The 26812-nt window shown below is 61.1% G+C and carries 27 protein-coding genes; 21 read left to right on the top strand and 6 right to left on the bottom strand.

What is annotated here, in order from left to right:
* Window positions 1-29: 29 nt before the first annotated feature.
* From BMZ24_RS16990 to BMZ24_RS16950, 9 genes are all read left to right on the top strand, one after another.
* On the top strand, window positions 30-551 hold the full coding sequence (locus tag BMZ24_RS16990; RefSeq protein WP_092193995.1) for a nitroreductase family protein: 522 nt from the start codon (window positions 30-32) through the stop codon (window positions 549-551).
* Complete coding sequence (locus tag BMZ24_RS16985) at window positions 548-1114, top strand: NUDIX hydrolase (protein WP_092193958.1); 567 nt, start codon at window positions 548-550, stop codon at window positions 1112-1114. The genes BMZ24_RS16990 and BMZ24_RS16985 overlap by 4 nt, the downstream gene beginning before the upstream one ends.
* A 34-nt stretch (window positions 1115-1148) precedes the next feature.
* Window positions 1149-2819: a glutamine--tRNA ligase/YqeY domain fusion protein gene (locus tag BMZ24_RS16980; protein ID WP_092193957.1), complete on the top strand. Its 1671-nt coding sequence runs from the start codon at window positions 1149-1151 to the stop codon at window positions 2817-2819.
* Between the two features lie 84 nt (window positions 2820-2903).
* Window positions 2904-3659 (top strand): arginyltransferase, encoded by a 756-nt coding sequence (locus BMZ24_RS16975; protein ID WP_092193956.1) that lies wholly within the window; start codon window positions 2904-2906, stop codon window positions 3657-3659.
* A gap of 42 nt (window positions 3660-3701) precedes the next feature.
* A complete protein-coding gene (locus tag BMZ24_RS16970; RefSeq protein ID WP_092193955.1) occupies window positions 3702-4886 on the top strand; it encodes a cysteine desulfurase family protein in 1185 nt (394 codons plus the stop codon).
* 1 nt (window position 4887) lies between these two features.
* Complete coding sequence (locus BMZ24_RS16965) at window positions 4888-5490, top strand: iron-sulfur cluster assembly scaffold protein (RefSeq protein WP_092193954.1); 603 nt, start codon at window positions 4888-4890, stop codon at window positions 5488-5490.
* A 16-nt stretch (window positions 5491-5506) separates the two neighbouring features.
* Window positions 5507-6421: a TIGR01777 family oxidoreductase gene (locus BMZ24_RS16960; protein ID WP_092193953.1), complete on the top strand. Its 915-nt coding sequence runs from the start codon at window positions 5507-5509 to the stop codon at window positions 6419-6421.
* Window positions 6422-6531: 110 nt separating this feature from the next.
* Window positions 6532-7845 (top strand): ATP-dependent 6-phosphofructokinase, encoded by a 1314-nt coding sequence (locus BMZ24_RS16955; protein WP_092193952.1) that lies wholly within the window; start codon window positions 6532-6534, stop codon window positions 7843-7845.
* Between the two features lie 6 nt (window positions 7846-7851).
* Window positions 7852-8925 (top strand): hypothetical protein, encoded by a 1074-nt coding sequence (locus tag BMZ24_RS16950; RefSeq protein ID WP_092193951.1) that lies wholly within the window; start codon window positions 7852-7854, stop codon window positions 8923-8925.
* A gap of 1 nt (window position 8926) precedes the next feature.
* Here the strand turns inward: BMZ24_RS16950 and BMZ24_RS16945 are convergent, their stop codons facing one another.
* From BMZ24_RS16945 to BMZ24_RS16935, 3 genes are all read right to left on the bottom strand, one after another.
* Window positions 8927-9262, bottom strand: coding sequence for a hypothetical protein (locus tag BMZ24_RS16945; RefSeq protein WP_092193950.1), 336 nt, complete (start codon window positions 9260-9262; stop codon window positions 8927-8929).
* 21 nt (window positions 9263-9283) lie between these two features.
* Complete coding sequence (locus BMZ24_RS16940) at window positions 9284-9604, bottom strand: PilZ domain-containing protein (RefSeq protein ID WP_092193949.1); 321 nt, start codon at window positions 9602-9604, stop codon at window positions 9284-9286.
* Window positions 9605-9673: 69 nt separating this feature from the next.
* On the bottom strand, window positions 9674-10120 hold the full coding sequence (locus BMZ24_RS16935; protein ID WP_092193948.1) for a 2-thiouracil desulfurase family protein: 447 nt from the start codon (window positions 10118-10120) through the stop codon (window positions 9674-9676).
* 77 nt (window positions 10121-10197) lie between these two features.
* Here BMZ24_RS16935 and cobT point away from each other — a divergent pair, with 77 nt between their 5' ends.
* Complete coding sequence (cobT, locus tag BMZ24_RS16930; protein WP_092193947.1) at window positions 10198-11256, top strand: nicotinate-nucleotide--dimethylbenzimidazole phosphoribosyltransferase; 1059 nt, start codon at window positions 10198-10200, stop codon at window positions 11254-11256.
* A gap of 92 nt (window positions 11257-11348) precedes the next feature.
* Here cobT and hemC read toward each other — a convergent pair whose 3' ends face one another.
* From hemC to BMZ24_RS16915, 3 genes are read right to left on the bottom strand one after another with little or no spacing between them, the layout of a single operon-like run.
* Window positions 11349-12284 carry a hydroxymethylbilane synthase gene (gene hemC, locus BMZ24_RS16925; RefSeq protein WP_092193946.1) on the bottom strand — a complete coding sequence of 312 codons (936 nt, stop codon included), beginning with the start codon at window positions 12282-12284 and terminating at the stop codon, window positions 11349-11351.
* 21 nt (window positions 12285-12305) lie between these two features.
* Window positions 12306-12548: an FmdB family zinc ribbon protein gene (locus BMZ24_RS16920; RefSeq protein WP_092193945.1), complete on the bottom strand. Its 243-nt coding sequence runs from the start codon at window positions 12546-12548 to the stop codon at window positions 12306-12308.
* A 9-nt stretch (window positions 12549-12557) separates the two neighbouring features.
* Window positions 12558-13181 (bottom strand): D-sedoheptulose 7-phosphate isomerase, encoded by a 624-nt coding sequence (locus BMZ24_RS16915; protein ID WP_092193944.1) that lies wholly within the window; start codon window positions 13179-13181, stop codon window positions 12558-12560.
* A gap of 433 nt (window positions 13182-13614) precedes the next feature.
* On the opposite strand from BMZ24_RS16915, the gene BMZ24_RS16910 reads away from it, so the two are divergent.
* The 11 genes from BMZ24_RS16910 to BMZ24_RS16860 all read left to right on the top strand — a co-directional run bounded on the left by BMZ24_RS16910 (window position 13615) and on the right by BMZ24_RS16860 (window position 26805).
* The gene (locus tag BMZ24_RS16910; RefSeq protein WP_092193943.1) at window positions 13615-14778 is read left to right on the top strand and encodes an ABC transporter substrate-binding protein; all 1164 of its coding nucleotides are present in this window, start codon (window positions 13615-13617) and stop codon (window positions 14776-14778) included.
* A 118-nt stretch (window positions 14779-14896) separates the two neighbouring features.
* Complete coding sequence (locus BMZ24_RS16905) at window positions 14897-15811, top strand: branched-chain amino acid ABC transporter permease (protein ID WP_092193942.1); 915 nt, start codon at window positions 14897-14899, stop codon at window positions 15809-15811.
* A 61-nt stretch (window positions 15812-15872) separates the two neighbouring features.
* Complete coding sequence (locus tag BMZ24_RS16900) at window positions 15873-16949, top strand: branched-chain amino acid ABC transporter permease (protein ID WP_092193941.1); 1077 nt, start codon at window positions 15873-15875, stop codon at window positions 16947-16949.
* A gap of 48 nt (window positions 16950-16997) precedes the next feature.
* The gene (locus BMZ24_RS16895; protein WP_092193940.1) at window positions 16998-17765 is read left to right on the top strand and encodes an ABC transporter ATP-binding protein; all 768 of its coding nucleotides are present in this window, start codon (window positions 16998-17000) and stop codon (window positions 17763-17765) included.
* Window positions 17765-18490, top strand: coding sequence for an ABC transporter ATP-binding protein (locus BMZ24_RS16890; protein ID WP_092193939.1), 726 nt, complete (start codon window positions 17765-17767; stop codon window positions 18488-18490). The genes BMZ24_RS16895 and BMZ24_RS16890 overlap by 1 nt, the downstream gene beginning before the upstream one ends.
* Window positions 18491-18566: 76 nt before the next feature.
* Window positions 18567-19088 carry a homoserine kinase gene (thrB, locus tag BMZ24_RS16885; RefSeq protein WP_092193938.1) on the top strand — a complete coding sequence of 174 codons (522 nt, stop codon included), beginning with the start codon at window positions 18567-18569 and terminating at the stop codon, window positions 19086-19088.
* Window positions 19085-19681 carry a hypothetical protein gene (locus tag BMZ24_RS16880; RefSeq protein ID WP_092193937.1) on the top strand — a complete coding sequence of 199 codons (597 nt, stop codon included), beginning with the start codon at window positions 19085-19087 and terminating at the stop codon, window positions 19679-19681. The genes thrB and BMZ24_RS16880 overlap by 4 nt, the downstream gene beginning before the upstream one ends.
* Window positions 19682-19710: 29 nt before the next feature.
* On the top strand, window positions 19711-20208 hold the full coding sequence (locus tag BMZ24_RS16875; RefSeq protein WP_092193936.1) for a hypothetical protein: 498 nt from the start codon (window positions 19711-19713) through the stop codon (window positions 20206-20208).
* A 239-nt stretch (window positions 20209-20447) separates the two neighbouring features.
* Window positions 20448-22478: a type VI secretion system Vgr family protein gene (locus BMZ24_RS16870; RefSeq protein ID WP_092193935.1), complete on the top strand. Its 2031-nt coding sequence runs from the start codon at window positions 20448-20450 to the stop codon at window positions 22476-22478.
* On the top strand, window positions 22475-23374 hold the full coding sequence (locus BMZ24_RS16865) for a DUF4123 domain-containing protein (RefSeq protein ID WP_161949211.1): 900 nt from the start codon (window positions 22475-22477) through the stop codon (window positions 23372-23374). The genes BMZ24_RS16870 and BMZ24_RS16865 overlap by 4 nt, the downstream gene beginning before the upstream one ends.
* A complete protein-coding gene (locus BMZ24_RS16860; RefSeq protein WP_092193933.1) occupies window positions 23365-26805 on the top strand; it encodes a hypothetical protein in 3441 nt (1146 codons plus the stop codon). The genes BMZ24_RS16865 and BMZ24_RS16860 overlap by 10 nt, the downstream gene beginning before the upstream one ends.
* Window positions 26806-26812 lie beyond the last annotated feature (7 nt).

Genomic DNA, 26812 nt, shown 5'->3' with positions numbered 1-26812 from the left:
CCTTGAAGATCGGCCCGGGAGAAGAAAATATGCTCGAAATCCTGCGCAAACGCCGCAGCATCCGCCACTACACTCCGCAAGCCATCGAGCCCGAAGTCCTGGCCCAGCTCAAGGAGGCCGTGCTGCGCTCGCCGTCATCCCGGGGGCTCGATCCCTGGGAATTCATTTTCGTCACGGACAAGCCCCTCCTTGAGGCCCTGTCCACGGCCAAACCGCACGGCGCGCATTTTCTGCGCGAGGCGGCTCTGGGCGTGGCCGTGCTCGGCAACGAGGACAAGGCCGACACCTGGATCGAGGACTGCGCCATCGCCTCCATCATCCTGCAGCTGGCATGCGAAAGCCTGGGCCTTTGCAGTTGCTGGGTGCAGATCCGCCTGCGCCCCCACGACCAGGAAAGATCGGCCGAGGACCGCGTGCGCGAGATTCTGCACATACCACCCCATTTGCGGGTTGAATCCATCATCAGCATCGGGTATCCGGCCAAATCCCTCGCGGGTCACGCCCGCGAAACCCTCAAGGATCACACGATCAGGACCAATACCTACTCATGACCACAACCGCCGGTCCCATCCGCCACGACCGCTACCGTTTCTGCCCCGCCTGCGGAGCCCCCCTGGAGTTGCAACGCCTGCGCCCGGACGAGCCGCCCCGCCTGGTCTGCTCGAAATGCGCCGGCGTAGTCTATCTCGACCCCAAGGTCGTGACCTGCGTCATTCTCGAAATCGGCGACAAGATCCTGCTCCTGCGCCGCAAGCGCCCGGACGACAGCCACAAATGGCTCCTGCCCGGAGGCTACGTGGATGAGGGCGAGCCCGTCGAACTGGCCGCCATCCGCGAAATCCGCGAAGAGGTGAATCTCGACATCACCCTGGACGGACTGGTCGGCGTCTTCTCCTATGCAGGATGGCCGCCGGTCATCATCGTCTACAGCGCCCACATGGACACGGCGGAACCCAGCGCGGGCGAGGAAACCGAAGACCTCGGCCTCTTCACGCGCGAGCAGATACCCTGGGACAAGCTGGCCTTTCCGAGCACCCGCGACGCGCTCCTGGCCCATATCAACGGGCGGGCTTGTGAGCCCATGCCCCTGACCGTAAGCGATCAACACTCATAACCCCAAAGACGCCACGCAGCATTCAAGGATCACCATGGACACGCCATCCGCACCCTCAAATTTTTTGCGCGCCATCATCGAAGAAGACCTCAGAAGCAACAAGAACGACGGCCGGGTCTGCACCCGATTTCCCCCCGAGCCCAACGGGTTCCTGCATATCGGTCACGCCAAGTCCATCTGCCTGAACTTCGGCCTGGCGCGCGATTACGGCGGACGCTGCCATCTGCGATTCGACGACACCAACCCGGGCAAGGAAGATCCGGTCTACGTAAATTCCATCAAGGAGGACGTGCGCTGGCTCGGCTTCGACTGGGGTGAGCACCTCTACCATGCCTCGGACTACTTCGATCGCCTTCATGATTTCGCGGTTGAGCTGATCACCAAGGGCAAGGCCTATGTCTGTTCGCTCTGCGCCGAAGACACGCGCCTGTATCGCGGCACCCTGACCGAACCCGGCAAAAACAGCCCCTACCGCGACCGCTCCGTGGAGGAAAACCTGGATCTCTTCTCCCGCATGCGCGCAGGGGAATTCCCCGAAGGCGCGCACATCCTGCGGGCCAAGATAGACATGGCCTCGCCGAACATGAACATGCGCGACCCGGCCCTGTACCGCATCCTGCATCAGGAGCACCAGAACACGAAAAATGCGTGGTGCATCTACCCCATGTACGACTTCGCCCACGGCCTGTCCGATTCGCTGGAGCACATCACCCACTCTATCTGCACCCTCGAATTCGCGGATCACAAGCCCCTCTACGACTGGCTCCTCGACCAGCTCGATGTTCCCAGCCGTCCCGTTCAGTACGAATTCAACCGTCTGAACATCAACTATACCGTGACCAGCAAGCGCAAGCTCAAGAACCTGGTCGATGGCGGCGTCGTGGCGGGCTGGGACGATCCACGCATGCCAACCATCTCCGGCCTGCGCCGCCGGGGCTTTCCGCCCGCGGCCATCCGCGACTTCTGCGAGCGCATCGGGGTCAGCCGCTCGGACAGCTGCGTGGACATGGGCGTGCTCGAAAACTGCGTGCGCGAGAATCTGGACGCGGCCGCCCCCCGGGCCATGGCCGTACTGCGGCCCATAAAGTTGATCATCGAGAACTACCCCGAAGACAAGGAAGAGTTCTTCGAACTGGCCAACCATCCCAAAAACCCCGAAATGGGCAGCCGGAAGGTCGGCTTCTCGCGCGAGATCTTCATCGAAGCCGAGGATTTCATGGAAAACCCGCCCGGCAAGTATTTTCGCCTCTCGCCCGGTCGCGAGGTGCGCCTGCGCGGAGCCTATCTGGTGACCTGTCAGGATGTGCTCAAAAAATCCGACGGGACCATCATGGCCGTGATCTGCACCTATGACCCCGAAAGCCGGGGCGGGGACGCCCCCGACGGGCGCAAGGTCAAGGGCACCCTGCACTGGGTCGGCGCCCGGCACTGCGCACAGGCCGAGGTACGCCTCTATGACCGCCTCTTCACGGTGGAATCACCGGGCAAGGACGCCGACTTCCTGACCCAGATCAACGCGGCCTCCCTGGAGGTGCTGACCGACTGCAAGGTCGAAAAATCCCTGATCCAGGCCGCGCCCGAGGCGCGCTTCCAGTTCGAGCGGCAGGGCTTTTTCTGCGCGGACCGCCATGATCACGGGCCTGGCCGCCCGGTCTTCAACAGGACCGTCACATTGCGTGATTCCTGGTCCAAGACGGCGAAATAGAACGGCAATGAGCAGGCCGGACGGCATCGAGCGGGACGAATCCCGCATGTCGTCCGGTGTGCGCAAGGAGCATTGGGCGCGGCCATGATTCTCTACTCCCAACCCGAATTTTCGCCGCCCGCGCCCTGCCCCTACCTGCCGGACAGGACCCTGGTCTATTCCTTCTTCTTTGCCGACAGCCTGAACGCCGCCGAGCTTTCCTGGTTTCTGTCCCGGGGCTGGCGCAAGTTCGGCCACTATTTCTTTCGTCCCGCATGCCCGGGTTGCCGGGCCTGCACCCCCCTGCGCATACCCGTGCACCGATTCCAGCCCAGCCGCGGGCAAAAACGCGTGCTGCGCCGCTGCAGCCATGTCGGCGTCAGCTTTGGCCCAGTTCGCTACGAAAAAGAACTTTTTGACCTGTATCATGTACATTCCAGGGTTCGTTTCGGACAAGAGAGCACCTTCGACGAATTCATCGCCAACCTGCACTCCTCGCCCTGCCCGAACCTGCTGGCCCGCTACGAGGAGGACGGTCGTCTGCTTGGGGCCGGATATCTGGACCTTGGCAGCGATGGCCTGAGTTCCGTCTATTTCGTCTTCGATCCCGCCGCGTCGAACCTGAGCCCAGGCATTTTCAGCGTGCTGCGCGAGATCGAGGAGACGAAAAAACGGGGGCTTGCCCACTACTACCTGGGTTATGTAGTGCCTGGGTGTGAACGCATGGCCTACAAGGCCGGGTTCCATCCGCACCAGCTCTTTTGCTGGGAAGACGGACTCTGGCACGAAGACGGCGAAGAGCCGAAATCCCCGAGTCCAGGCATTCTTCACCCCTTTTCGGGGTGGACAGGTCCGGATTAGGGCTTAAGATTTCATCGTAATTTTGCGAAACAAGGAGCCGCCATGGAAAATAGAACCGTTTACTTTGACAACAATGCCACCACTCCCCTGCATCCGGGCGTGAAAGAAGCCCTGATCGAGGGTCTTGAAATATTTGGAAACCCTTCCAGCATGCATGCTTTCGGCCGCGAGGCGCGGGAAAGGATCGAGGATGCGCGGGAAAAAGTCGCGTCCTTCATCGGTGCGGATGCCGACGAAATCCTTTTTGTCGGCAGCGGCTCCGAGGCCAACAACACGGTGCTGTCCCTCCTGCATTGCGACAGCACGCGCTGCTCGTGCGCGCTGAGCGGACGCAGCGGCCTGGTGACCACGGTCATAGAACATCCCTGCGTGCTGAACACCGCCCGCGACCTCGGGCGCAAGAGCCACGAAGTGACCTATCTGTCCGTGGACAAACACGGTCGCATCGATCTTGAGGAACTGCGCCGGGCCGTCACGGACAAGGTTGGAATGGTCTCCATCATGATGGCCAACAACGAGATCGGCACCATTCAGGACATCAAGGCCGCGGCCCGCATCGCCCATGAGGGCGGAGCCCTTTTTCACACCGATGCGGTGCAGTCCGTGGGCAAGATCCCGGTGGACGTGCGCGACCTGGACGTGGATTTTCTGACCATCTCGGCCCACAAGCTCTACGGCCCCAAGGGCATCGGAGCCCTGTACGTCAAGAAGGGCGCGCCCTACTGCCCGCTCATCCTGGGCGGACATCAGGAAGGCGGCCGCCGCGCGGGCACGGAAAATTCCCTGGGCATCATCGGCATGGGCAAGGCCATGGAACTGCGCGCCATAGAAATGGAAGAAGAGGAAAAACGCCTGCTCGAGCTCAAGAACATCCTGAAGGCCGGCATCGCCGAAGCCATCCCGGACGCGCTCTTCATGGGCCACCCCGAGCACTGTCTTCCGGGCACGCTGAGCGTCTCCTTTGCCGGGGCCGAGGGCGAAGCCATCCTTCTTTACCTCGATCTGGTCGGCATCGCCGTGTCCACGGGATCGGCCTGCGCGTCGGGCTCCCTGGACCCGTCACATGTCATCATGGCCACGGGCGTGCCGGTGGAAAACGCCCACGGCTCCGTACGCATCAGCCTTGGCCGCGAGAATACCCTGGAAGACGTGCACTACATGCTCCACCACCTCCCTATCATCATCGACCGCATCCGGACCATGTCCACTGCGTACAGGAGAAAATAACATGTCAAAATGGACCTATTCGGACAAGGTGAAGGACCACTTCATGAACCCACGCAACATTCTGCGCGAGGACAACGAGGCGGACTTTCACGGCATTGGACAGACGGGCAACATCAAGTGCGGCGACGAGATGATCGTCTACATCAAGGTCGACCCCGCGGACCTGACCATCACCGAGTGCAAGTGGCGGACATACGGCTGCGCCAGCGCCATCGCGAGCACCTCCATCCTCTCCGAGATGGTCATCGGCATGACCCTGGACCAGGCCTACGCCATCACCGCCAAGGACATCCTGAAAGAGCTGGGCGGACTGCCGGACAACAAGGTGCACTGCTCGGTGCTTGGCGACAAGGCTCTAAGGGCCGCCATCGACGACTATTACGGCAAGAACGGCATGGAAGACCGCATCAAGACCCAGAGCGCGAAGATCGTCTGCGAGTGCATGCAGGTCACGGACGAGGACATCGAGCACGCCGTCCTTGAAGGCGTCAGAAGCTTCTCGGAACTGCAGGACATGACCAAGATCGGCACCGGCTGCGGGGAATGTCACGAGAACGCACAGGCGGTCATGTCGGGCTACATTCAGAAACACTTCGGGCTGTAACGGACGGGAGGCTTCCATGAAGATCCTTGCTTTCGGCGCGACCGGATTCGTGGGGGCGCACCTTGTGCCCCATCTCGCCGAGCGCGGCCACGAGGTTACCGTGGCCGCCCGCTCCGGAAAGGCCAGATTTTCCCCTCCGATTCGCGTTGTGACCGCCGATCCGGTCACGCCGGGCCCCTGGCAGGATCTGGTCGGCGAGCACGACGCGGTGGTCAACCTGGCCGGAAGCCCGGTCATGGCCCGCTGGAACAAGGCCGGCAAGGAAGCCGTCCTGCAATCCAGGGTCATGAGCACGCGGCACATTGTCGACGCCCTGGCCCGCACCACGGGCAAGACACTGCTCTGCGCCAACGCCATAGGCTTTTACGGCGACGCCGGAGACACCGTCTGCACCGAGGAAACCCCGCGCGGCAACGGCTTCCTGGCCGAGGTCTGCAAGGCCTGGCAAGCCGAGGCCCTGCATGCCCGGGATTTCGGACACAGGGTGGTCATCCCGCGCATCTCGGTGGTTCTTGGCCATGGCGGCGCGCTGGCCAAGATGATCACGCCCTTCTCCCTGGGCCTCGGCGGCAGGATAGGGCACGGGCGGCAGTGGTTCTCCTGGATTCACATCAACGATCTGACGCGGGTCATGAGCTTTCTGCTGGAAACGCCTGAAGCCTCGGGCCCGTTCAACGCCTGCGCCCCGGAACCCGTGACCAACGCGAGTTTCACCCACAGCCTGGCAAAGAGCCTGGGCCGGCCGGCCATTCTTCCCGTACCCGCCTTCGCGCTGCGCCTGGCCCTCGGGGAGGCGGCCGGCATGCTCCTGACCGGTCAGCGCTGCCAGCCCGAGGCACTTGTGCGCCTTGGATTCGAATTCGCCTTTCCGGACCTTGACGCGGCCCTGGCCGACATCATCCCCGCATTCAAGACCGCACGCTCCTCCTGAATTATTACAACTCGCCGCGCTTCTTGTTTTTTAGGCCACCCTGGCTTAACAAACAGGAAGCTTTTCTCATTTCAACGCCCTTTTCAAGAACGCAACCTCATGGAGACGCAATGGGCACCGCGCCACGCATCGATACTTCCGTCCCCACCCTTGGCCCATGCAAGGTCGACAATCCCTTGCCCTACTGCCACCATATCGACGACAGTTCCAAGATGCCCCTTTATCTCTCCAGCGAAATCCTCGACGGCGCGACGTCAAAAAACGTCTATGAATTCGAGGAGGCGGGACCCAGGCAAAAAATCTATTTCGATCCGCCCAAGACCAAATGCGCCATCGTGACCTGCGGCGGGCTGTGTCCGGGCATCAACGACGTGATCAGGGCCATCGTCATGAGCGCCCACCACAACTATCACATCTCCGGAATCTACGGAATCCGCTACGGCCTGCAGGGCTTCATCCCCAAATACAAGCACGACATCATGGAACTGACCCCGGACAGCGTCCGCGACATCCATGAATTCGGCGGCACCATCCTGTCTTCCTCGCGCGGGCCCCAGGCTCCGGAAGAGATCGTGGACGCGCTGGAACGCATGAACATCTCGGTCCTGTTCATGATCGGCGGCGACGGGACCATGAAGGCTGCCGGCTCCGTGACCGAGGAGGTCCTGCGGCGGGGGCTCAAGATCTCCATCATCGGCATCCCCAAGACCATCGACAACGACATCAACTTCGTGACCCGCTCCTTTGGTTTCGACACGGCCGTGGAAAAAGCCACCGAGGCCATCCGCTGCGCCCACATCGAAGCCCTGGGAGCACCCGGCGGCATCGGCATGGTCAAGCTCATGGGCCGGGAGTCGGGCTTCATCGCGGCCCAGGCCAGCCTGGCCCTGAAAGAGGTCAATTTCGTGCTGGTCCCCGAAGCGCCTTTCGAGCTGCACGGCCCGGACGGCTTTCTGGTTCAGCTCAAAACCCGCCTGGAGCAGCGGCAGCACGCGGTCATCGTCGTGGCCGAAGGGGCCGGTCAGGACCTTTGCCGGATCGACAACCAGGTCGATCTCTCGGGCAACCCCATCCTGGGCGACATCTGCGATGTGCTGCGCTCGGAAATAAAAAAATTCTTCGCGGCCGAGGACTTTCCCTACACCCTCAAATACATCGATCCAAGCTACATCATCCGCTCCATCCCGGCCAATTCCAACGACCGCATCTACTGCGGCTTCCTCGGACAGCATGCCGTGCACGCGGCCATGGCCGGCAAGACCGGGATGGTCGTGTCCAAACTGCAGGAGCGCTACCTCTACCTGCCCCTGCCCCTGGTCACCGCCAAGCGGCGCAAGCTCAACATCTACTCCAACTACTGGAGATCGGTCATGGAATCCACCGGACAACCCCAATCCATGTTTAACTGCGCCACAAAGGCATAGAAGCTCATGAAACGTATTCTCGCCATCGCTTTCATTCTGGCTCTGGCCGGCGGCTACTGGTTCATGCAGAACCGCGACCGTTTTTTTCCGAAACCGGTCGCCACGGAAGTGGCCCCGCAGCGCTGGCAGGTAGGCACAGGACAGCCGGCCCCCGTGGTTGCCGTGCAGGAACCCGTCAACGCGACCGTCACCACGCCTGAAGACAACGCCACCGCAGAAGGCAATGCCACCGCGCCTGCCTTCCCGGCCGACGAGATCGTGCGCCATGACTTCATCGAGGATATGAGCCGCTATCTGGTCGACCGCTATCTGCCGGGCGGGACCAAGAAGAATCCGGGAGCCGAGGGACGTTTCGATCTCAACGTCAAGTCCGTGAACATTCGCTACGGAGTCGATTTCAACGGATTGAACGTCGATCCGGCCGATACGCTGGGAGCGCGCAAGGTCATCTTCACCCACGTGCTCAAGGAGCCCGTGCTCGATTTTCTGCACGCGGCATACACGCCGCTCTTTCTGGACAGCCTGGAGCGGGCGCTGCAATCTACCACCTACACCCTGCCTTCAGGACAGATGGCCGTCGTGAGCGAGGCCCAGCGCAAGGAAATGCTGACGCTGCTGGCGGCGCGGCTGAAAACCATCGGCAAGACCATGAGCAGCCTGGCCAGAACGGACTCGATCCGGCTTTTGGTCACGAAATATCTTGAGGATATGGAGAGTGTCAGCCAGGCGCACCTGGCCTTCTGGAACATGCAGGGGGAAGAGGCAACCATCTCGGCCAGAAACGAGGCCAGCGCCCGCATCAAGACCACCATTCAGACCCGCGAGATCTCGCGCCAGCGTCTCCTGCAAGCCATCGTCAGCGCTTCGAACCCGCAGGGCATGGACGCCTCTGAGCTGATCTACATGGCGCAATGGGTGCACCGGCGCAGTCTGGATGACCCGGCATCAATGGCCGGCGTGGCCAAGGCCGGAGATCTTCTGGTCAGGACGGCGGAAGCCGTGCAGGAACGAGCCCTGGAGCCCCAGCCGGAAGTGGACCCGGTGCCGACGGGCAACGAGACCCTGGGCCAGGGACAATAAGTCAGGACAAATAACTCTTGTCGAGGCGGCAGGATTGTACAACGTCCCCACCCGCCTCGTGCAGGACGAACTCTATCTCGCCCCGACGACCCAGCCGGGGCGAACATTTTTCATTGTTCCACAAGGTCAGCCAGCCCGGCCCCCACTCCGAATAGGGAAACGACAGGGTGCCGATGCGGTACAGCTCGTCAACGCTCCAGCCCGCCGCTTCAAGCTCGGCCAGGTTCTGTCTGAACCAGGCCAGAGATCTGGCATGAGCCCGCGCCAACTCCTTGGAAATTTTCTCATTCTTCAACAGTTCCCCGGTCGCCTCAAGCTCCTGTTCAAATGCGGACATGCTTCTTCCTGCTTGCGTTCATCAGTGACAGACAGGATGCGTGTACTGCACCCCGATCCCGAAACGGGTTTGCTCCAAACAGCCCAAATCCCTGGTCCAGCGCACCCTGCCGTGGGAGGTCCTGTGCGCGGCCAGCCCCGAAATTTCGGGATTGATGTTCAAAAGCTGTACATAGATCTGGGTGCCGGTCCTGAGCGGCGTGCTGGTCTCCATGCAAAGCCCCCCCTCGCTCACGTCCACGAGCCGGGCATCGCTGTATTCCTCGCTGCCGAGCAGACTGTACCGCACCCTCACCTCTTTTCGCTGACGCTCGAATTCGCGCCTGTTTGCCGTGCTTGTCATTGCTCCCTCCGTTCATCCGGATGATTCCAGTATTGTTAATTCATCCGTGACAAAAGAAAAGAGCCCGGGTCAGTCAAGTTCGTCGGGCACGAGCAGCAAAAAACCCTGCGCCCGCAGATACTGCGTCAGGGCGCCGTCCCCCTCGATGCGTCGACCGGAAAAGGTGCCGTCATAAATGATGTCCCGCCCGCAGCTCGGCGAGCGCGGCTGCAAAACGGCCGCCCGGGCCCCGGTCAGACGGGCCACTCGCTCTACCTGCAGGACACCGCGTTCGAAGGCCTCGGTCAGGTCGGCCCCGTCCCTGGTCACGGCCCGGCCATCGAGCAGTTCCACGGCCGAACGCGGCGTGGGCAGACCGCCCAGCTGTTCCGGACAGACAGGGATCAGGACATGACCCTCTGACAGGGCCATGACCCTCTCGTCCGTCTCGCAGCGTCCGTCATAGCGGCAATAGATCCCGAGCAGACAGGCACTGACCAAAATGGGGCCGTAGTCCTTCAAATCCGTTCTTGTCATCGTTTTCTCCATCCTGTAGCCCTTTGAACGCGATAATTCGCATCAAAATAACGTGAAATTCCGGAGGCTTCATATCCATGCTTCAGTCCACCATCGCCAAGATCCGCCCCCTTGACCGCGCATTCTTCCAAAAAGCCCAGGCCCACCTCGATTCCCAGACAAAACCCAAAGGCAGCCTCGGTGTCCTGGAGCGGGTCGCCTGCCGACTGGTGGCCATGGCAGGTGGCGAAGCGCCCAGGGTCGACCCGGCCCGCATCTACACCTGCGCCGGGGATCACGGAGTGGCCGCCCAGGGCGTGAGCCTCTTCCCCCAGGAAGTGACGCGGCAGATGGTCACCAATTTCGTCATGAACGGCGCGGCCATCAACGTGCTGACCCGCACCGCGGATGTGGACCTCAAGGTCGTGGATGCGGGCTGCCTGGGCGGCAGGTTTCCCGATCACCCGGCCCTTGTCCAGTGCAAGGTCGCGCCCGGCACCAGGGATCTGAGCACAGAGGCGGCCATGAGCCGTGAGGAATGCGTAAGAGCCTTGGAGAACGGGATCGCCCTGGCCAAGGCCGCGCACGCTGACGGCATCGTGACCCTCGGCACCGGAGAGATGGGCATCGCCAACACAACCCCGGCCACGGCCCTCTTCTGCGCCTGCCTGGACCTGACCCCCGCCGCCATCACCGGCCCCGGCACGGGCCTTGGGGCCGAAGGGGTGCGCCACAAGATCGCGGTCATCGAAAAGGCCCTGGCCCTGCACGCCCCCACCATCGCCAAGGCCGACCCCATCGATATCCTGGCCAGCCTCGGAGGATTTGAAATCGCGACCCTGGCCGGCATGATCCTGGGCGGAGCGAGCCTTGGCATGCCTCTGGTCATCGACGGATTCATCTCGTCCAGCGCCTATGTCGCGGCCCGCGCCATCTGCCCGCTGGTGGCCGAATACGCCTTCTTTTCCCACGCCTCGGCAGAACCCGGGTTCGCCGCCGTCATGCAGCGTCTGGAGGCCACCCCGCTCCTGCACCTGGACATGCGTCTCGGAGAAGGCACCGGCGCGGCCATGGCCATCTTCATCCTGCGCAGCGCGGCCAACCTCTACACCGACATGGCCACGTTCTCGGCGGCCGGCGTACACAGCGGAGAATAGCGACGAGCAGCCATGACCCTGCCCGAAATGTCAAAAGGGCGGGCGGAAAAACCGCCTGCCCTTTTTCGTTGCACTCCAGATCAGGATCCGACTCAGACCGCCGCGCCGCTCCGGTAGACCTCGTCGAGAATATCCTTGCCGCCGTCGGCCAGCACGGCCCGTGCCACATCCGCGCCAAGGGCGACGGCCGCGTCTGCCGGAGCCGTAGCCTGGCGACGGATGACCCGCTCACCGCAGAGATCGGCCACCAGGCCCGTGAGGGTGAGTTCCGAGCCGCTGAGGGTCGCGTAGCCGGCGATGGGCACCTGGCAGCCTCCGTCCAGACCGAACAGAAAAGACCGCTCCGCCTCCACGCAGACCTTGGAAGGCGCATGGTCCAGAAAGGCCAGAAGCTCGTCCAGCTGCGGCCGGTCGGCGCGGTACTCGATGCCAAGCGCCCCCTGGGCCACTGCCGGATAGAACATGGGCGGGGCCAGCTCCTGCATGTGCGGAGCGGAGAGTTCGAGGCGGTTCATGCCCGCCGTGGCCACGATGATGGCGTCGAATTCATCGGCCATGAGCTTGCCCACCCGCGTGTCCAGATTACCGCGCAGGGAGAGGATGCACAGGTCCCGGCGCAAACCCATGAGCTGGGTCTGGCGGCGCAGGCTGCTGGTCCCGACCCGGGCTCCGGCCGGAAGCGACGCGATGTCAGGGTAGTTGACGCTCAGGAAGGAGTCGGTAGGCACTTCGCGCTCGGGGATGATGCCGAGCTTGAGACCTTCGGGCAGCTGCGCCGGCACGTCCTTCATGGAATGCACGGCGATGTCGGCCTCGCCGGCCAGGAGGGCTTCCTCGATTTCCTTCACGAAAAGGCCCTTGCCGCCGATCTTGGCCAGGGGCACATCGAGGATCTTGTCGCCCTTGGTCTTAATGATGTTGAGCTCGACGGTCATGCCCGGATACTGGGCACGAAGCAGACCGGAAATGTGATGAGCCTGCCACAGGGCCAACTTGCTGCCACGGGTGGCGATGCGAATGGTGTTCATCAAGAATGGATCCTTAGGATTTTAGCCGCAGCTGGAACAATTGCCGCCGGAGCAGGTACCGCAACCGCTCTTGCCTCTGGTGGTGATGGCGCTGGCAGAGGGAGAGCCCATGACGATGGGGCCTCCGGTCCGGAACACGCCACGCGAAATGAGCTTGGTCGTGTCCGCGGCTCCGCAGGTCGGACAGACGGGCTGCTCCCCGCCAAGAACGATTTCCTCGAATTCCTTGTGACAGGAATTGCAGACATATTCGAAGATGGGCATGTTTCCTCCTTATGGTTGCTCCGAACCCAGGAAAGGTTCGAGCTCCGCAACCGCTTCAAACAGATAATAGTCCACCAGACCGCACAGAAGGTGGCCGATGGCTCCGTGAATTTCCTGGACCAGAGGCGTCCGCGTGTCCGGCACGATGAGGGCGTGATGACAGTGGGCGAGCATGGCTCCGCCGCCGCCTCCGCCAAGGCCCACCGTGACCAGCCCGTTCTCCAGCCCCACGCGCAGCGCCTCGTTGACGTTGGCGCTGCGACCCGAGGTGGAGATGCCGATCAGCACGTCCCCCGGGCGCCCCAGGGCCTGGACCTGCTTGCTGAAAATCCGGTCGAACGAATAGTCGTTGCCGATGGCGGTCAGGGCCGAGGTGTCCGTGGTCAGGGCGATGGCCGGCAACGGAGGCCGCTCCATCATGAAGCGGTTGACCAGCTCGGCCGCGAAATGCTGCGCATCGGCGGCGCTGCCGCCGTTGCCGCAGAAAAGGATCTTTCCGCCGGCCGTGAGGCTGAGAGCCATGGCCCGGGCCACTTCGGCCACCTGGGCGGCATTGTCGGCAAAAAAGGTCTTGCGCAGCACGGCGCCTTCATGCGCATGGTCCGTTATGATCTTGTGCACCCGCTCCGTCATGGACACCTCCCGGCTCGTTGAACAGGACCATGGTTTCTAAGTCCCCCCCTGCCCTTTGGCAAGGTTTTCTTCCTCGCATCAAGCCCGGCCTTTTGCACAAATATGTAAATATACCACGCAGGGCCGCTCTTTGTTTTGACAATTTCGACATCGAGCCCCCAAGTAAATACCCACCTGCCCTTTTTCAAAAATACCAATCCATCCGGATTGTCAAACATTGGCGCACTCTCAGGGACCGCATCTCGCCTTCGTGTCGTTCAGGCATAATGATTGCACAATCAATTCAGGGCTAAAGGTGCTGAATCACGAAGTTCTTTTGCGGGACCCGCAATTTCGTCGAAAAGCGTGCACGCACCTAAAATAACTTTCTTTTTTTGGTTATTTCCATTAGAAAAGCCATCACTTTGTAACACTTACTTCATGGAGGTTGTTTGTGAAGAAATCCGCCCGTGTTTTACTTGCCCTGGCATGTGTGCTGCTCTTTGCCGCGGCTGCTGGAGCCGAGACCCTCAAGATCGGTTTCAACATCCCGCTGACCGGCGACATCCCCAAAGTGGGTGAAGAATCAAAGTTTGCCGCCGAGATGCTCAAGGAAGACATCAACGCCGCAGGCGGCCTTGATGTCGGTGGCACGAAGTACCAGCTCGAATTCATCTACGAAGACAACGAGTCCAAGGCTGAATCCGCCGTCTCCGCCGCCCTGAAGCTCATCGAGCGCGACAGCGTGCTGGCCATTGTCGGCCCCAACTCCAGCAAGCAGGCCGTTCCGGCCGGTCAGGTCTGCGACGACAACCAGACCCCGATGATCTCGCCCTGGTCCACCAACCCCGACACCACCAAGGACCGCCCCTGGGTTTTCCGCGCCGCCTTCCTTGATCCCTTCCAGGGTCCCGTGGCCGTCGACTTCGCCATGGAGCAATTCGGCGCCAAGAAGGCCGCCGTCCTCTATGCCCTCGACAACGACTACTCCAAGGGCCTGGCCGAAATTTTCCGTGATGACTTCAACGCCAAGAACGGCGCCGGCGCCGTTGTTGGCTTCGAATCCTACTCCTCCAAGGATCAGGACTTCAGCGCCCAGCTGACCACCATCCTGGCCGCCAAGCCCGATTTCATCTTCCTGCCCAACAACTACAACGAAGTTGCGCTGATCATCAAACAGGCTCACGACCTCGGCTGGAAGAACCCCTTCATGGGCGCCGACGCCTGGGGCAACTCCGAGCTGATGGCGCTTTGCGGCGACAACTGCAAGGGCCAGTACTTCTCGACCCACTACGCGGCCGCCGGCGCCACCGGCGAAACCAAGGTCTTCATCGACCGCTACAAGGAAAAGTATGGCTATGAGCCCGCCGACGTGGCCGCGCTGACCTGGGATGCGACCAACCTCGTGCTCAAGGCCGTCCAGAACACCGGCGGACTGTCCGGCAAGACCCGCGCCGACCGCAAGGCCATCCGCGACGCCATGGCCGCCATCCCCGAATTCCCGGGCATCACCGGCAACATGAAGTTCGACGCCGAAGGCGATCCCATCAAATGCGCGGTGGTCGTCAAGATCAGCGAGCAGGGCGAATTCGTGTTCACCAAATCCGTTTGCCCGTAACAGATTGATCAAGGTGCGCGGGGTTTGAACTCCGCGCACTTTTTTTGTTTCAAAGCCCGGCGGGGCCTTTCATTGTCAACAGAAGTCAACGGGACACTGGACTCATAGGGGAAAACTCGTGCTCGCAAGTATTATCCAGAACCTCTTCAACGCGTTTCAGTGGGGAAGTTTCTACTCCCTGATCGCGCTTGGCTATACGCTGGTGTACGGCGTGTTGCGTTTGATCAATTTCGCGCACGGCGACATTTTCATGGTTGGCGCTTACATCGCGTTCTTCATCGCCACGGCCATCCTGGGCATGGCCGTCTCGCTCCCAGGCTGGGTGGTTTTGGCCATGGTCATACCCTTGACCATGATCCTCACCGCTCTGGTGGGCGTATCGCTGGAACGCATCGCGTACCGGCCGCTGCGCCGCAAGGGCGCACATCGCCTGTACGTCGTCATCACCGCGCTCATGTGCGGGCTGGTTCTTGAAAACGGCAACCTCGCGCTGCTCGGTGCCAGCCGCAAGAGCTTTCCCGAACTCGTGGACAAGGTCGTCTACACCGTCGGCGATCTGAGCATGACCAACCTGAAAATCGGAGTCGTGTTTTCAGCAATCCTGGTCTTCATCTTTCTGCATTTCATCGTCACCAAGACCAAGATCGGAATGGCCATGCGCGCCATCTCCTACGACAAGTTCGCGGTACCGCTCATGGGCATCCCCATCGATACGGTCATCGTCTTCACGTTCATTCTCGGTTCCTCTTTCGCCGGACTGGCGGGACTGCTTTTCGCCCTCTCCTATCCCATCCTGGATCCTTACATGGGCGCAATGATCGGCTGGAAGGCGTTCATCGCCGCCGTAGTCGGAGGGATCGGCGACATTCGCGGGGCTTTCCTGGGCGGCTTTCTCCTCGGTTTCGTGGAAATTCTCGTCGTCGCGGTTTTCCCGTCGACCTACAGGGACCTGATCGCTTTCGCCATCCTGATGACCATCCTGTGCATCAAGCCCACGGGCATGTTCGGCGTGGCAGGCACGACCAAGATCTGAAGACGGATACAGAATCGGATCGAGCGTTCTCTTCTTTTTCATTTGGTACTCGAGGAATTCAATGCGAAAATTAACCGTCCCCACGCTCCTGCTGGCGATTACCGGTGTGATAGTATTCATGTCCCATCAGGAATACATCGACCTGTACATTCAGTCCGTCATCATGTTCATGGGTGTGAACATCATCCTGTCCAGCAGTTTCAACATCGTGAACGGCTACATGGGCGAGTTCGCCTGCGGGCATGCCGGATTCATGGCCGTTGGCGCCTACGTGACGTCCGTCATCAACGTGATGCTCTTCACCGACGACAAGGTCTTCGGCGCGGCGCTGCTGCCCCCGGAAACGGCCGTCTATCTCTTCCCCTTCACCCTGCTGATCGGCGGAGCCGCCGCGGCGGTGGCCGGCGTGCTGGTGGCCATTCCCTCGTTCAAGACCCGCGACGACTACCTGGCGATCATCACCATCGCGGCCAACTTCATCATCATCAGCACCATCATCAACATAGACAAGATCGGCGGCGCCAGAGGCTTCATGGGCATGAAGAAAGTGCTCTTCGCCATGAGCGACAGCTACGACATCCCCTGGATTCTGCTCTGGGTCATCGTCTTCACCTTCGGCACGGTGTTCATCATCCGCCGCTACGTGACCTCGACCTACGGCAAGGGCATCATCGCCATCAAGCAGGACGAGGTGGCCGCGGAGATAATGAGCGTCAACACCAACAGGATGAAGCTGGTGGCCTTCATGCTTTCAAGCGGCCTGGCCGGCATCGCGGGCGGCCTCTTTGCCCACATTCTGGGCTACATCAACCCGAATTCCTTCGGAATCCTGAAGTCGACGGAATGCCTGGTCATGGTCTATCTTGGCGGAATGGGCTCGCTCAGCGGCTCGGTCATCTCCGCGATCCTGTTCACCCTGCTCCTGGAATCGCTACGCTTCATCATCCCCTGGATGGACACCGCCATGCACTACATGCACCTGCTCCCCGACAGCTATGAGCTGAGTCAGGTCTGGAAATGGGTCATCATTCCCCTCATCCTCATCCTGCTCATGCAGTTCAGGCCCGAAGGCATCATGGGCAATCGGGAGCTGTCCGACATCTTCCCGAAACTGAAAAAATTCTACTCGTTCAAGTAACGCGCTCACAACAGCGAAAAGCGATCGTATTCATCATCCGGAGCTTCTATGTCCCTTTTGCAGATTCAAAACATGACAAAAACCTTCGGCGGCCTGTGCGCGGTGTCGGACTTCTCCATTGCCATCGAAGGCAACGAGCTCATGGCCCTCATCGGTCCCAACGGAGCGGGCAAGACCACGGTGTTCAATCTGGTGTCCGGATTCTATTCGCCGTCGGAAGGGTCCCTGGTCTTCAAGGGCAAGTCCCTGGCCGGTCTCAAGCCGCATCAGGTCACGGCCATGGGAATAGCGCGGACCTTCCAGAACATCCGCCTCTGGCACGACATGACCGTGCTTGAGAACATCCAGATATCCCAGCATTACAACCTCGGTTACAATCTCGTGGACGCCTTCCTGCGCACCCGCCGCTACATGGGCAACGAGAAGCGCATCGCCGACCGGGGCTATGAGATCCTTGAAGCCCTCGATCTGCGGCAGTTCGCCGAGGAGAAGCCCAAGAACCTCCCCTACGGCCTGCAAAGACGCGTCGAAATAGCGCGCGCCCTGTCCATCAACCCGGCGCTGCTGCTGCTCGACGAACCCGCGGCCGGGCTCAACTCGTCCGACGTCAACGATCTGATCAAGCTCATCGGCTGGATTCACAAGGAATTCAAGATCGCCATCTGGATGATCGAACACCAGATGGACGTGGTCATGTCGCTGTGCTCCTGGATCAAGGTCGTCGATTTCGGCGTGACCATCGCGGAAGGAACTCCGGAACAGATCCAGAACAATCCGGATGTCATCAAAGCTTATCTTGGAGACGAGAATATATAATGCTGCTCGAAGTCAAAAACCTCTATGTGAAGTACGGCAACATCGAAGCCCTGCACGGCATTTCCTTCACCGTGGCCAAGGGTGAGATCGTCACCCTGATCGGGGCCAACGGCGCGGGGAAAACGACCACCCTGCACACCATCACCCGCGTCCCGCCGCCGGAAGGACCGAAGATCACCCAGGGCGACATCCTCTACGAGGGCAAGAGCATGATCGGCACGGAAGCGCACAAGGTCGTACAGGACCTCAAGATCGCCCTGTCCCCCGAGGGAAGGCACATCTTCGGCAACCTGACCGTCGAGGAGAACCTGCAGCTCGCCACCTACGCGCGCAAGGACAACGACCAGATCCAGGTGGATTTCAAGCGGGTCTACGACCTCTTCCCTCGGCTCTTCGAGCGCCGCAAACAGCGCAGCGAATCCCTGTCCGGCGGCGAGCAGCAGATGCTCTCCGTGGGCCGCTCGCTGATGACCGGAGCCAACTTCATCATGCTCGACGAACCCTCCATGGGGCTTGCGCCGCTCCTGATGTACGACATGTTCCGGGCCTTGAAGGAACTCAATTCCCAGGGCATGACCCTGCTTTTGATCGAGCAGAACGCGCGTATCGCCCTGCAGTTCGCGCACCGGGGCTATGTGCTCGATACCGGGGCCATCGTCGCCTCGGGCAACGCCCGGGAACTGATGAACAATCCCGACGTGAAAAAAGCGTATCTCGGAGGCTGACGGCCTCGGCGCCTCCCGTGTTCCAACAAGCCCGGGCGTCATGCTTGGGCTTCATTTTTTTTGACGGATCGAAAGCATGAATCACCAGAACATCATCCTCATCGGCATGGCCGCCACAGGCAAATCGACCCTTGGCAGGCGTCTGGCCAGGCGGCTGGGCTGGGCCTTCGTGGACACGGACCTGCTCATGGAAGCCTGGTGGGGCGCGCCCCTGCAGCAGATCAGGGATCACCTGGGCCTTGAGGCCTTCGTGCAGGCCGAAGCGCAGCAGATTCAGCGCGTGCACTTGAGCCAATGCGTCATCGCCACTGGCGGCAGCGTGGTCTATTCCGAGGCGGCCATGGCCCATCTGCGTGGCCAGGGGCACATTGTCTACATACAGTCGTCCTTTGAGACCATCTCCCACAGATTGACCAATCCGACCTCCAGAGGACTGGCCATCGGCCCCGGCCAGACCCTCAAAGACCTTTACGACGAACGCGCCCCCCTGTATGCACGCTACGCCCAGCTGACGGTGGACACTGACGGAGCAACTCCCGATCAATCCTGCTCCGCCATCATCCTTGGACTATCCCGAACCACACAGGACGAGCCGTGATCAAGAAAATACTTCCCGCCCAGGCCTTCCGGAAACTGGCCGCCCTCTACGCCGACATGCAGACCAGCTACTCCGCCCACGCGCAGACCCTGGGCCTGAGCTGCAACGGTTGCCCGCAGAACTGCTGCACCAGTTTCTTTCAGCACCACACCCGAATCGAGTGGGCCTATCTGCTGCACGGCCTTCAGGAGCTGCCTGCCGAGCGCCGGGCCGCCTACGAGGAGCGGGCGCGCGCCTATGTGCGCGAGGCCACGGACGCCCTGTCCCGGGGCGAACGCCCGTCGATCATGTGTCCGCTGAACGACGACGGGCGCTGCGGCGTCTACGCCCACCGGCTGATGATCTGCAGGTTGCACGGCGTGCCCAACAGGCTGCGCTACCCCGATGGCCGCGCCATCGATTTCCCAGGCTGTTTCCGCAGCCAAGAGCTGTGCGCCGGGGCGGACTCCTTTCCTGTCCTGGACCGCACGGCGCTCTATACCAGGCTCATGGAGCTCGAAGTGCAGTTCGTCGGCCCCAGGCAAATCCGCGCCCTGCCCCGGGTTGATCTGACCCTGGCCGAGATGATAGTGCAGGGCAGTCCCAAATTGTGATGATCACGATGAAATGCAAGGAGACGAGCATGCGTCCACGTCTGATATTTTCGCTTGTGATTGCGGTTTTGCTGCTTACGGGGTGCGCGCATCTGAGCGTCGTGCATCTGGACAAGAACCCCTGGACCCTCGGTCAGCAGGAGACCCTTGTCATGCGCTACTGGGAATTCAACTACACGAGCCGCCTGGAGGATAACAGGCTGATCGTCTCCGGCACGGCCATTCCCGTGGCCGGCGCCATCCCCGAATGGGCGACCTGGATTCAGGACCTGTGGATGCAGATCTACCTCAGCGACGACCAGAGCCGCGTCCTGGCCAAGGACCTGCGCCTCTACCTGCCCACGAGCCTGGACCACGAAAAGGGCGTACCCTTCGAATTCCACCTCACGCCCGAATCACTGGGCTCGTCCGGCCCGCTGTACATCTCTTTTGGCTACCGCATGGAACTGACGGCGGAAAAAAACACGCTGGGCGCGGCCGGAACCTCGCAGGTGTTCTTCGCCAGCCAGGGGGCGCTCTTCCAGTAAGCCCCCGTCGTTTTTAAGACGCATGAAAGAACCGCGGGCGCGAGCCTGCGGTTCTTTTTTGCACCCTGCGATCTCGGGTTTCATCTCCCGTCTGCGTCTTCGCAAACCCATCGCATACCCCCTCCTGATCCCCAGACAATTACCCTGAAATTACACATCCTCCCCAATGCGCGGTCTGGAACTAGCTGGCAACATGGATAGAAAACGTCCGCCAGCCAAACTGCGGACAGGGAGGTTCCATGCCGCATCCGCCGCCAGCCGACACCCAGTGGTTCACGTTCAGCACACCATCCGAAACAGGCCTTGGAGTCTACGCCTTTTCCGGGGCCGAAGAAGTCCACAAACCCTTCGAATATGAAATCGAGCTCGTTCACGACTCTGCGCGCGTCGATTTCGCAGAGCTTCTGCGCAAGCCGGCCTGTCTGAGTATAGCCGACAAAAGCGGCGGAGTCCGTCATGTGCATGGCATCATCCGCGGACTGTCACAGCTGCATTCAACCAAGTACCACACCCATTACCGCTGCCTGCTTGTCCCGCGCCTTTGGTTCCTGGGCCTGACCACGGACCACCGCATCTTCCAGAACATGAGCGTGCCGCAGATCATCGAGCAGATCCTCAAAGAACAGAACTTCACCGGGGATTCGTACGCCTTCAAATGCTTCTTCGACTACGCACCCCGCGAATACTGCGTACAGTACGGCGAAACCGCGCTGCATTTCATCTCCCGGCTGTGCGAGGAGGAAGGCATCTACTTCTATTTCGAGCACTCCGAGGACCGGCATGTGCTCTGCTTTTCGGACCGCGAGGGCGGGCCTTTGATAGATGGCGAGAGCACGCTGCGTTTCCATCCCGGCGCGGGCACGGAAACGGACGCCGCCACCATAAAATCCATCGAACTCAGCCAGACCATAGGCAGCGACTCCGCCACTTTCAGGGAATGGAACTTCGAGAAGACGCGCCTCGGCCTCACGGCCGCCCAGACCGAGACGGACGCACGCAAGGCACCGGTTCCGCCGGGCATGATGCTTGAGCAGTACCGTTATCCGCACCTCTACCGGCAGCAGAAGGAAGGCAAACGCTACGCCGACATCGAGATGCTCAGGCACATGAACCAAAGCCGCCGCATCGACGCCAGAACCGACGTGTCGCGGATGATCCCCGGGTTCACCTTTGAACTCCACGGTCATGCACGCCCGGACATGAATTCACGCTGGTGGCTCGTGCGCGTCGAACACCGGGGCGAGCAGCCGCAGGTGCTGGAGCACGAGGCCCCCGACCGGGGCATGACGTACGCGGCCCATGTTCAGGCGATCCTGAACACGACGCGCTTCGTACCCGCGTCGGAGCATCGCAAGAGGCGCATCGCGAGCAGACAGACGGCCATCGTGACCGGCCCGGCGGGCGAAGAGATCTTCCCGGACAAATACGGCCGCGTGAAGGTGCAGTTCCACTGGGACAGGAAGGGCGCCCACAACGAAAAAACGACCTGCTGGATCAGGGTTTCCCAAGGCTGGGCCGGAAGTCAGTACGGGACCCTGGCCATCCCCAGGATCGGGCACGAAGTGGTCGTCTCCTTCCTGGAGGCGGACCCGGATCGGCCGCTGATCACCGGCCGGGTCTACAACGCCGCAAACCCGGTCCCCTACCAGCTGCCCGAAAACAAGACGCGCACGGTCCTTAAAACCCTGTCCTCGCCGGGCGGCGGAGGCTTCAACGAGCTGCGGGTCGAAGATAAAAAGGGCCAGGAAGAAATCTACGCCCACGCCGAAAAGGACGTGAACGTCCACGTCAAGAATGACTGGAAGGAACACATCCTGCGCGACCAGCACCGCACCATCGACAATTTTTCCTACTCGCTGGTGAAAGGCGAGGACCAGCAGACAGTGGAAAAAGACCGCAAAGTCGAACTGCTCTCGGACGACCACCTGACGGTCAGGGGCAGCAGCCACGGCAGCATCGGCCGGAAATGGCTGCTGCGCACAGGAGGCGAGGTCCACGCCAGAGCTGGCGTCAAGACCGTGCTGGAGGCTGGGAGCGAGCTGACCCTCAAGGTCGGCGGCAACTTCGTCAAACTCAACGCCTCCGGGATCACCATCGTCGGCAAGATCGTGAAGATGAACGCCGGAGGCGGACCGGGTTCGGGGTCTGGAGCGAGGCCGCTTTTGCCGATTGTTTCGGAAATTCCGGATGTCCCGCCGGGTCCGAAGGCCGAATGTCTGTGCAAGGCATGCGAAGACCGCGAGGGTTTCATCCATACGGAGGACTCATGATCAAGGCGACTACGTTGGTCGATGAGTGGTTCCGGCTCCAAGTCGAATCCGGACGCCGCACCTGGCTGCTCCTGGAAGGCGCGGCAAAGAACGACTGCCTGCAAGACATTTTCAGCCTTGAGCAGAATCCTCAATACGCATTCCTGTTTGCGTCGAACCCGTCACTTGGAGCATTGCTCTCCCTGAGCCCCATGCTGGTGAGCGTAACCGCGCAAAGCCCTCTGGTGGAGTGGTTTCTCACGGAAGATCGATGTTCCTGTCTCGGCGTCTTTCTTTCGGGACCGGGCGATCACGAAACGACCGCCGCCACGCTGACCCAGGCTATTTTTCCGTCCAGGGAAGCAGGGGGCCACACCTTGTGCCGATGGCAGGACCCGCAGGTGCTGTGCGACTGCATGCAGATTCCGGCAGTGTTTCCGTTTGTGGTGCGAGGCCTGTTCTCCATTCTTTTGCGCGCCGACATTGCCGAGAGCATCGGAGCCTGGGTCCATTGCGAAATTCCGGAAGACCGAACGCAGGTGCGAGAAGCGTTGCGCATCCCGCTCTCCTTTCTGGACGACTTCCATGAACTCCGGGAAACGCGGCTTCTCGACCGTCATATCGCGACGTTGAAGGGCGACCTCACAGAGCGCGAAAAAACCTTTTCGAGACGTTTTCACGGCTGCGATGTCCGCATCATGTCCAGCCGTTCCCACGGACCCGTCAACGAGGCCGAACGGGAAGCGGTCAGGGCCGAATGCCACGAATTGCAGAAGAAATACGGCATCACAGACTTCTCACAACTTTTGGATATCCGAACGCTGCTGCACGGCAACCCGGAGTCGACCGGAGACTTCGATGCGCATCTGCTGAAGACGACCATACCCGCTCACCGGAGGATCGCCTTATGCCGCTAATCAATGAGGTAAAAATCATCCCTTGCAGTTTCAGACACATCATCCCCGTACGCTTCGCTCTCTGCACGCACACGGACTGCACCATCCCGGACAACGTGCTAAGGGCCTTCAAGCCGGGCGCGAACCTGCCCAAGGTCAACCACACCTACACTCTGCGCACCCTGGACAACGGATATGTCTTCGCCACGTGGAACTCCAACCCCACCGAAGAAAACATTGCCGTCTTCGCTGCCAAGGGCGGCAGACTGACCATGCTTGACGGACCCCGCAGCACGGGGTTTGCGAGCAGGCCGGACACCATTGCGGTGCCACGGGAGGTGAGCCAGCTCTACATGCTCTTCATCCGCATCCCCGAATCCGAGGAGCAATGGCCCGACGACCGCACCCGGAACGTCTGGAAGGAAATGCGCAAAAACCTCGCGGCCGACCCTTTCGGGCAGATGCAACTCGTGACCCTCGGCAAGGCGGTGAACCCCGGACTGCGCCAGTACTCCTATGAAGCATCCCCAACCTGCTTTCATGCCGACGACCTGCCCAACCATGTGGAGGAATACGCCGAAGAGCCCGGCTGCCTGCTGCGGCTGCGCCAAGAGGGCGCGGGGGTCAACCTTTTCGAGGAACGCAAACCGGCGGAAAGCAAGGAATGGTCGCCGCAGGAACTGTGCGGCAGACTCTCCCCCTGGAAACGCTGGGATGCCTCGGCCTCGCCCTTTAGCGCCAAACCGTTGCCGGAGTCGACACACCACGACACCCACGTGGCCTGTCTGGCCGACCCCGTGGGCATGATCTACGACATGGTCGCGGCGTATAGCGATGGTCTGGAAGATCTGTCCCTGTATGCGCGTTGGCACGAACCCATGATCGTTTCGGGGGAGCTGACCAGGCTTTATGTGGAGTCGAAGGGGAGGAAGGACAATCGCGTCATCAAGCCGCCCGTCAGGCCCGGCGACTGCCATTACGAACCTGAGCAGCCAAGGGCAGCGTTCCTGCCGGACCTCGCGCCCTACAACAATTTCAAACGAAGCCACTCCGAAGCGCTGGAATATCTGGAGGATCGCCTGAATTTCATCACCGGGAGCTGGCAGGCCCTCGTGCAGGACACGAGGCCCATCTACTCCTTCCAGTTCCAGCTCGGGAATTTCTTCCTGAGCGACGACCAGAAAAATCCTTGCCCGGTGGACCCCGCCACGGCCTTCAACAGCGATGAAATCCCAGCCGATCCCCTGACCGTGGCCCGCCTGGCCATCCTGGCCGGGGCGTTTCACAATATCGCGTCCAGGCCGCAATCATTCGCCATCCTCGACAAACTTCTAGCCCAGGATTCGCCCCTGGCGGAGCTGTTCCAAAAGACGGTTGGCGAGGGTGCCGTGCCCGGCAACGAATACGGTCTCATCCTCACCAGCCTGACGGGATATCTGGCGGAGCGAGCCAGGAAAGAGGAGACGATCCAGGGAGTCCTGCCGCTCATATCCGCCTTCAACAAACGCCTCGGCCTGCCTGCGGCCGAACCGGCCAACACCTTGGGCCGGGGGCTCTTTCTGGCCGAGACCTGGATGAACAAAAGCGAATACGCCCCCGTCCCGGGGCTGGAGGAAATCCGTGAGGATTCCGACGCAGAGCGGGCCATGGGCATCCTGAAGACCAGCGCCCAGGCGTTGTCCGTGCCCATGCAAGCCTTCCTGGCCAAGGACCTGGAAAAACTCGAAGAGGCGAAGGCGAAGTTCGACGAGGCGCAACAGCTCCAGCGGGACGCCCAGCGCAGGCTGGCGCAAAGCGGTGAGCGGCCTGCGGAAAGCGAACGGGCCCTTGCCCAGGCTCGGGCCAATCTGAACCGGACCATTGATGACCACCATGCCGCGCGCAGGGCCGGGAGCACGTACGGCCCGGAAGACGCAGTTCTTGACGCAAAGGCTGACCTGGCCAAGGCGCAGAAGAACATGGAGTGGTTAACTGTACAGGATGTGGAGATCCGGCGCGATCCTTTGGGTGTGGGCAAATCCATGAACATAATCTTCAAGGAAGCTGAAATCGCCAGGATCAAATTCGACGGCGAACACATCCTCTTTATTCAGAAATATCAAATCAACTGCGGTGATCTGGGCGTGTCCATGAGCGTTACGGACCTGCGCGTCGCCCACGTAGGGGAGGTTCTAGGCCTGCAGACACGGCTGGACGACCTGCGCGAGAGCTTGGCGCAGGGCAAAGAAGCCGAGGAGGCCGCTGAAAAGCTGGAAAAGGCCTTCCGGACCGAGCTGGAAAAGAGGGAGCTGAGTTGGCGGCAGAGTTATGCGCAATATGGGGTGAGAGGCGTTGAATTCGGCGTATCTCATATTGAAAGGTTCAATGCAGAGACGACACTCCATCACGCCGAAACCCGCCATCACTTCATCACCCGCCTGGGCCAGGCCGTCAACGCCCTGGACGGCGTCTTGAGCGCCGTCAATCTGGTCATGGCCGTCCACCGTCTGCCCGAGGAGCTGCGGTCCGCCCGCAGGGATCCCATGCCTTTTGTGCGCGATCTGCTGTCCGCGACCGCGGACGGCCTGACGCTCATACAGTGGGCCTTGGCTACCAGGGTGACGCGCTCCGCCAGCACCTTGCTGGCCAGGCTGTTCACGTCGTCCGCCTGCCGGGTGACAACGATAGCCATCGCCCAAATCGTGACCTTTATGGACTTCTGCAAGCTGTACAAGACCCGGGACTACGACGCGGCCCTCTTCACCGCCGCATCCGCGGCCTCCCTGGCGGTCGTGCCCGTTCTGGGCTGGGGAGGCTTCGTCCTCGTCATCGCGTTCTCCGTCGCGGCGGCTTCGCTTCAGGACGGAGTCCTGGAATCGGCCGCCAAGAACAATTACTGGGCCACGGACGCCCGCACCAAACTGGATGCGTGTCCCATCCATACAATCAAATCGCCCTTCGCCGTGGAGGACTGGTTCGCCTTCTTCAAGAGCATGCACGAGAACGTGGTCGAGCTCTTCAGCCCGCAGATCAGCGTCGACGTCGTGGGCAAGCGCCTGCGCGTCACCACGCGCTGCGTCCGCCTGGCCATGCTCGGTCCGGCCTCGGCCGGGGTCGGGGTGATCAGGAATGGGACGTTTAGCCTGGATGGCGGACAGCTCGCGCGGGAGCCTGAAGAGCAGGAAAAGGACGGCATGCTGGAATGCGTCCTCGAATTCGACATGGTCAAGATCCTCCTGCAGGCCAAAGACACCATACATCTGCCTACTGGCAGAAAAGCGGAAGTCGACTGGGGCAGGTATCGATATCTCCTGAAGCTTTCAACCGCGGTGTTCCACATGCACAGCGCGGACATGGAGCTTTTCACAAAATACAATGGAACCTGGCAGGTCATTTCGAAGAGGGACATCCTTGAGCTGGATTTCTCCGAACAGGATATCGTCAGCATCACGAAAGCGAGCCTCCTGGCCTGACGCCCTC

It is taken from the genome of Desulfomicrobium norvegicum, assembly GCF_900114595.1.
In the GTDB taxonomy this organism is placed as follows: domain Bacteria; phylum Desulfobacterota; class Desulfovibrionia; order Desulfovibrionales; family Desulfomicrobiaceae; genus Desulfomicrobium; species Desulfomicrobium macestii.
The sequence above is the reverse complement of the archived record's forward strand: the minus strand, read 5'-3'. Positions and strand labels throughout refer to the sequence as shown.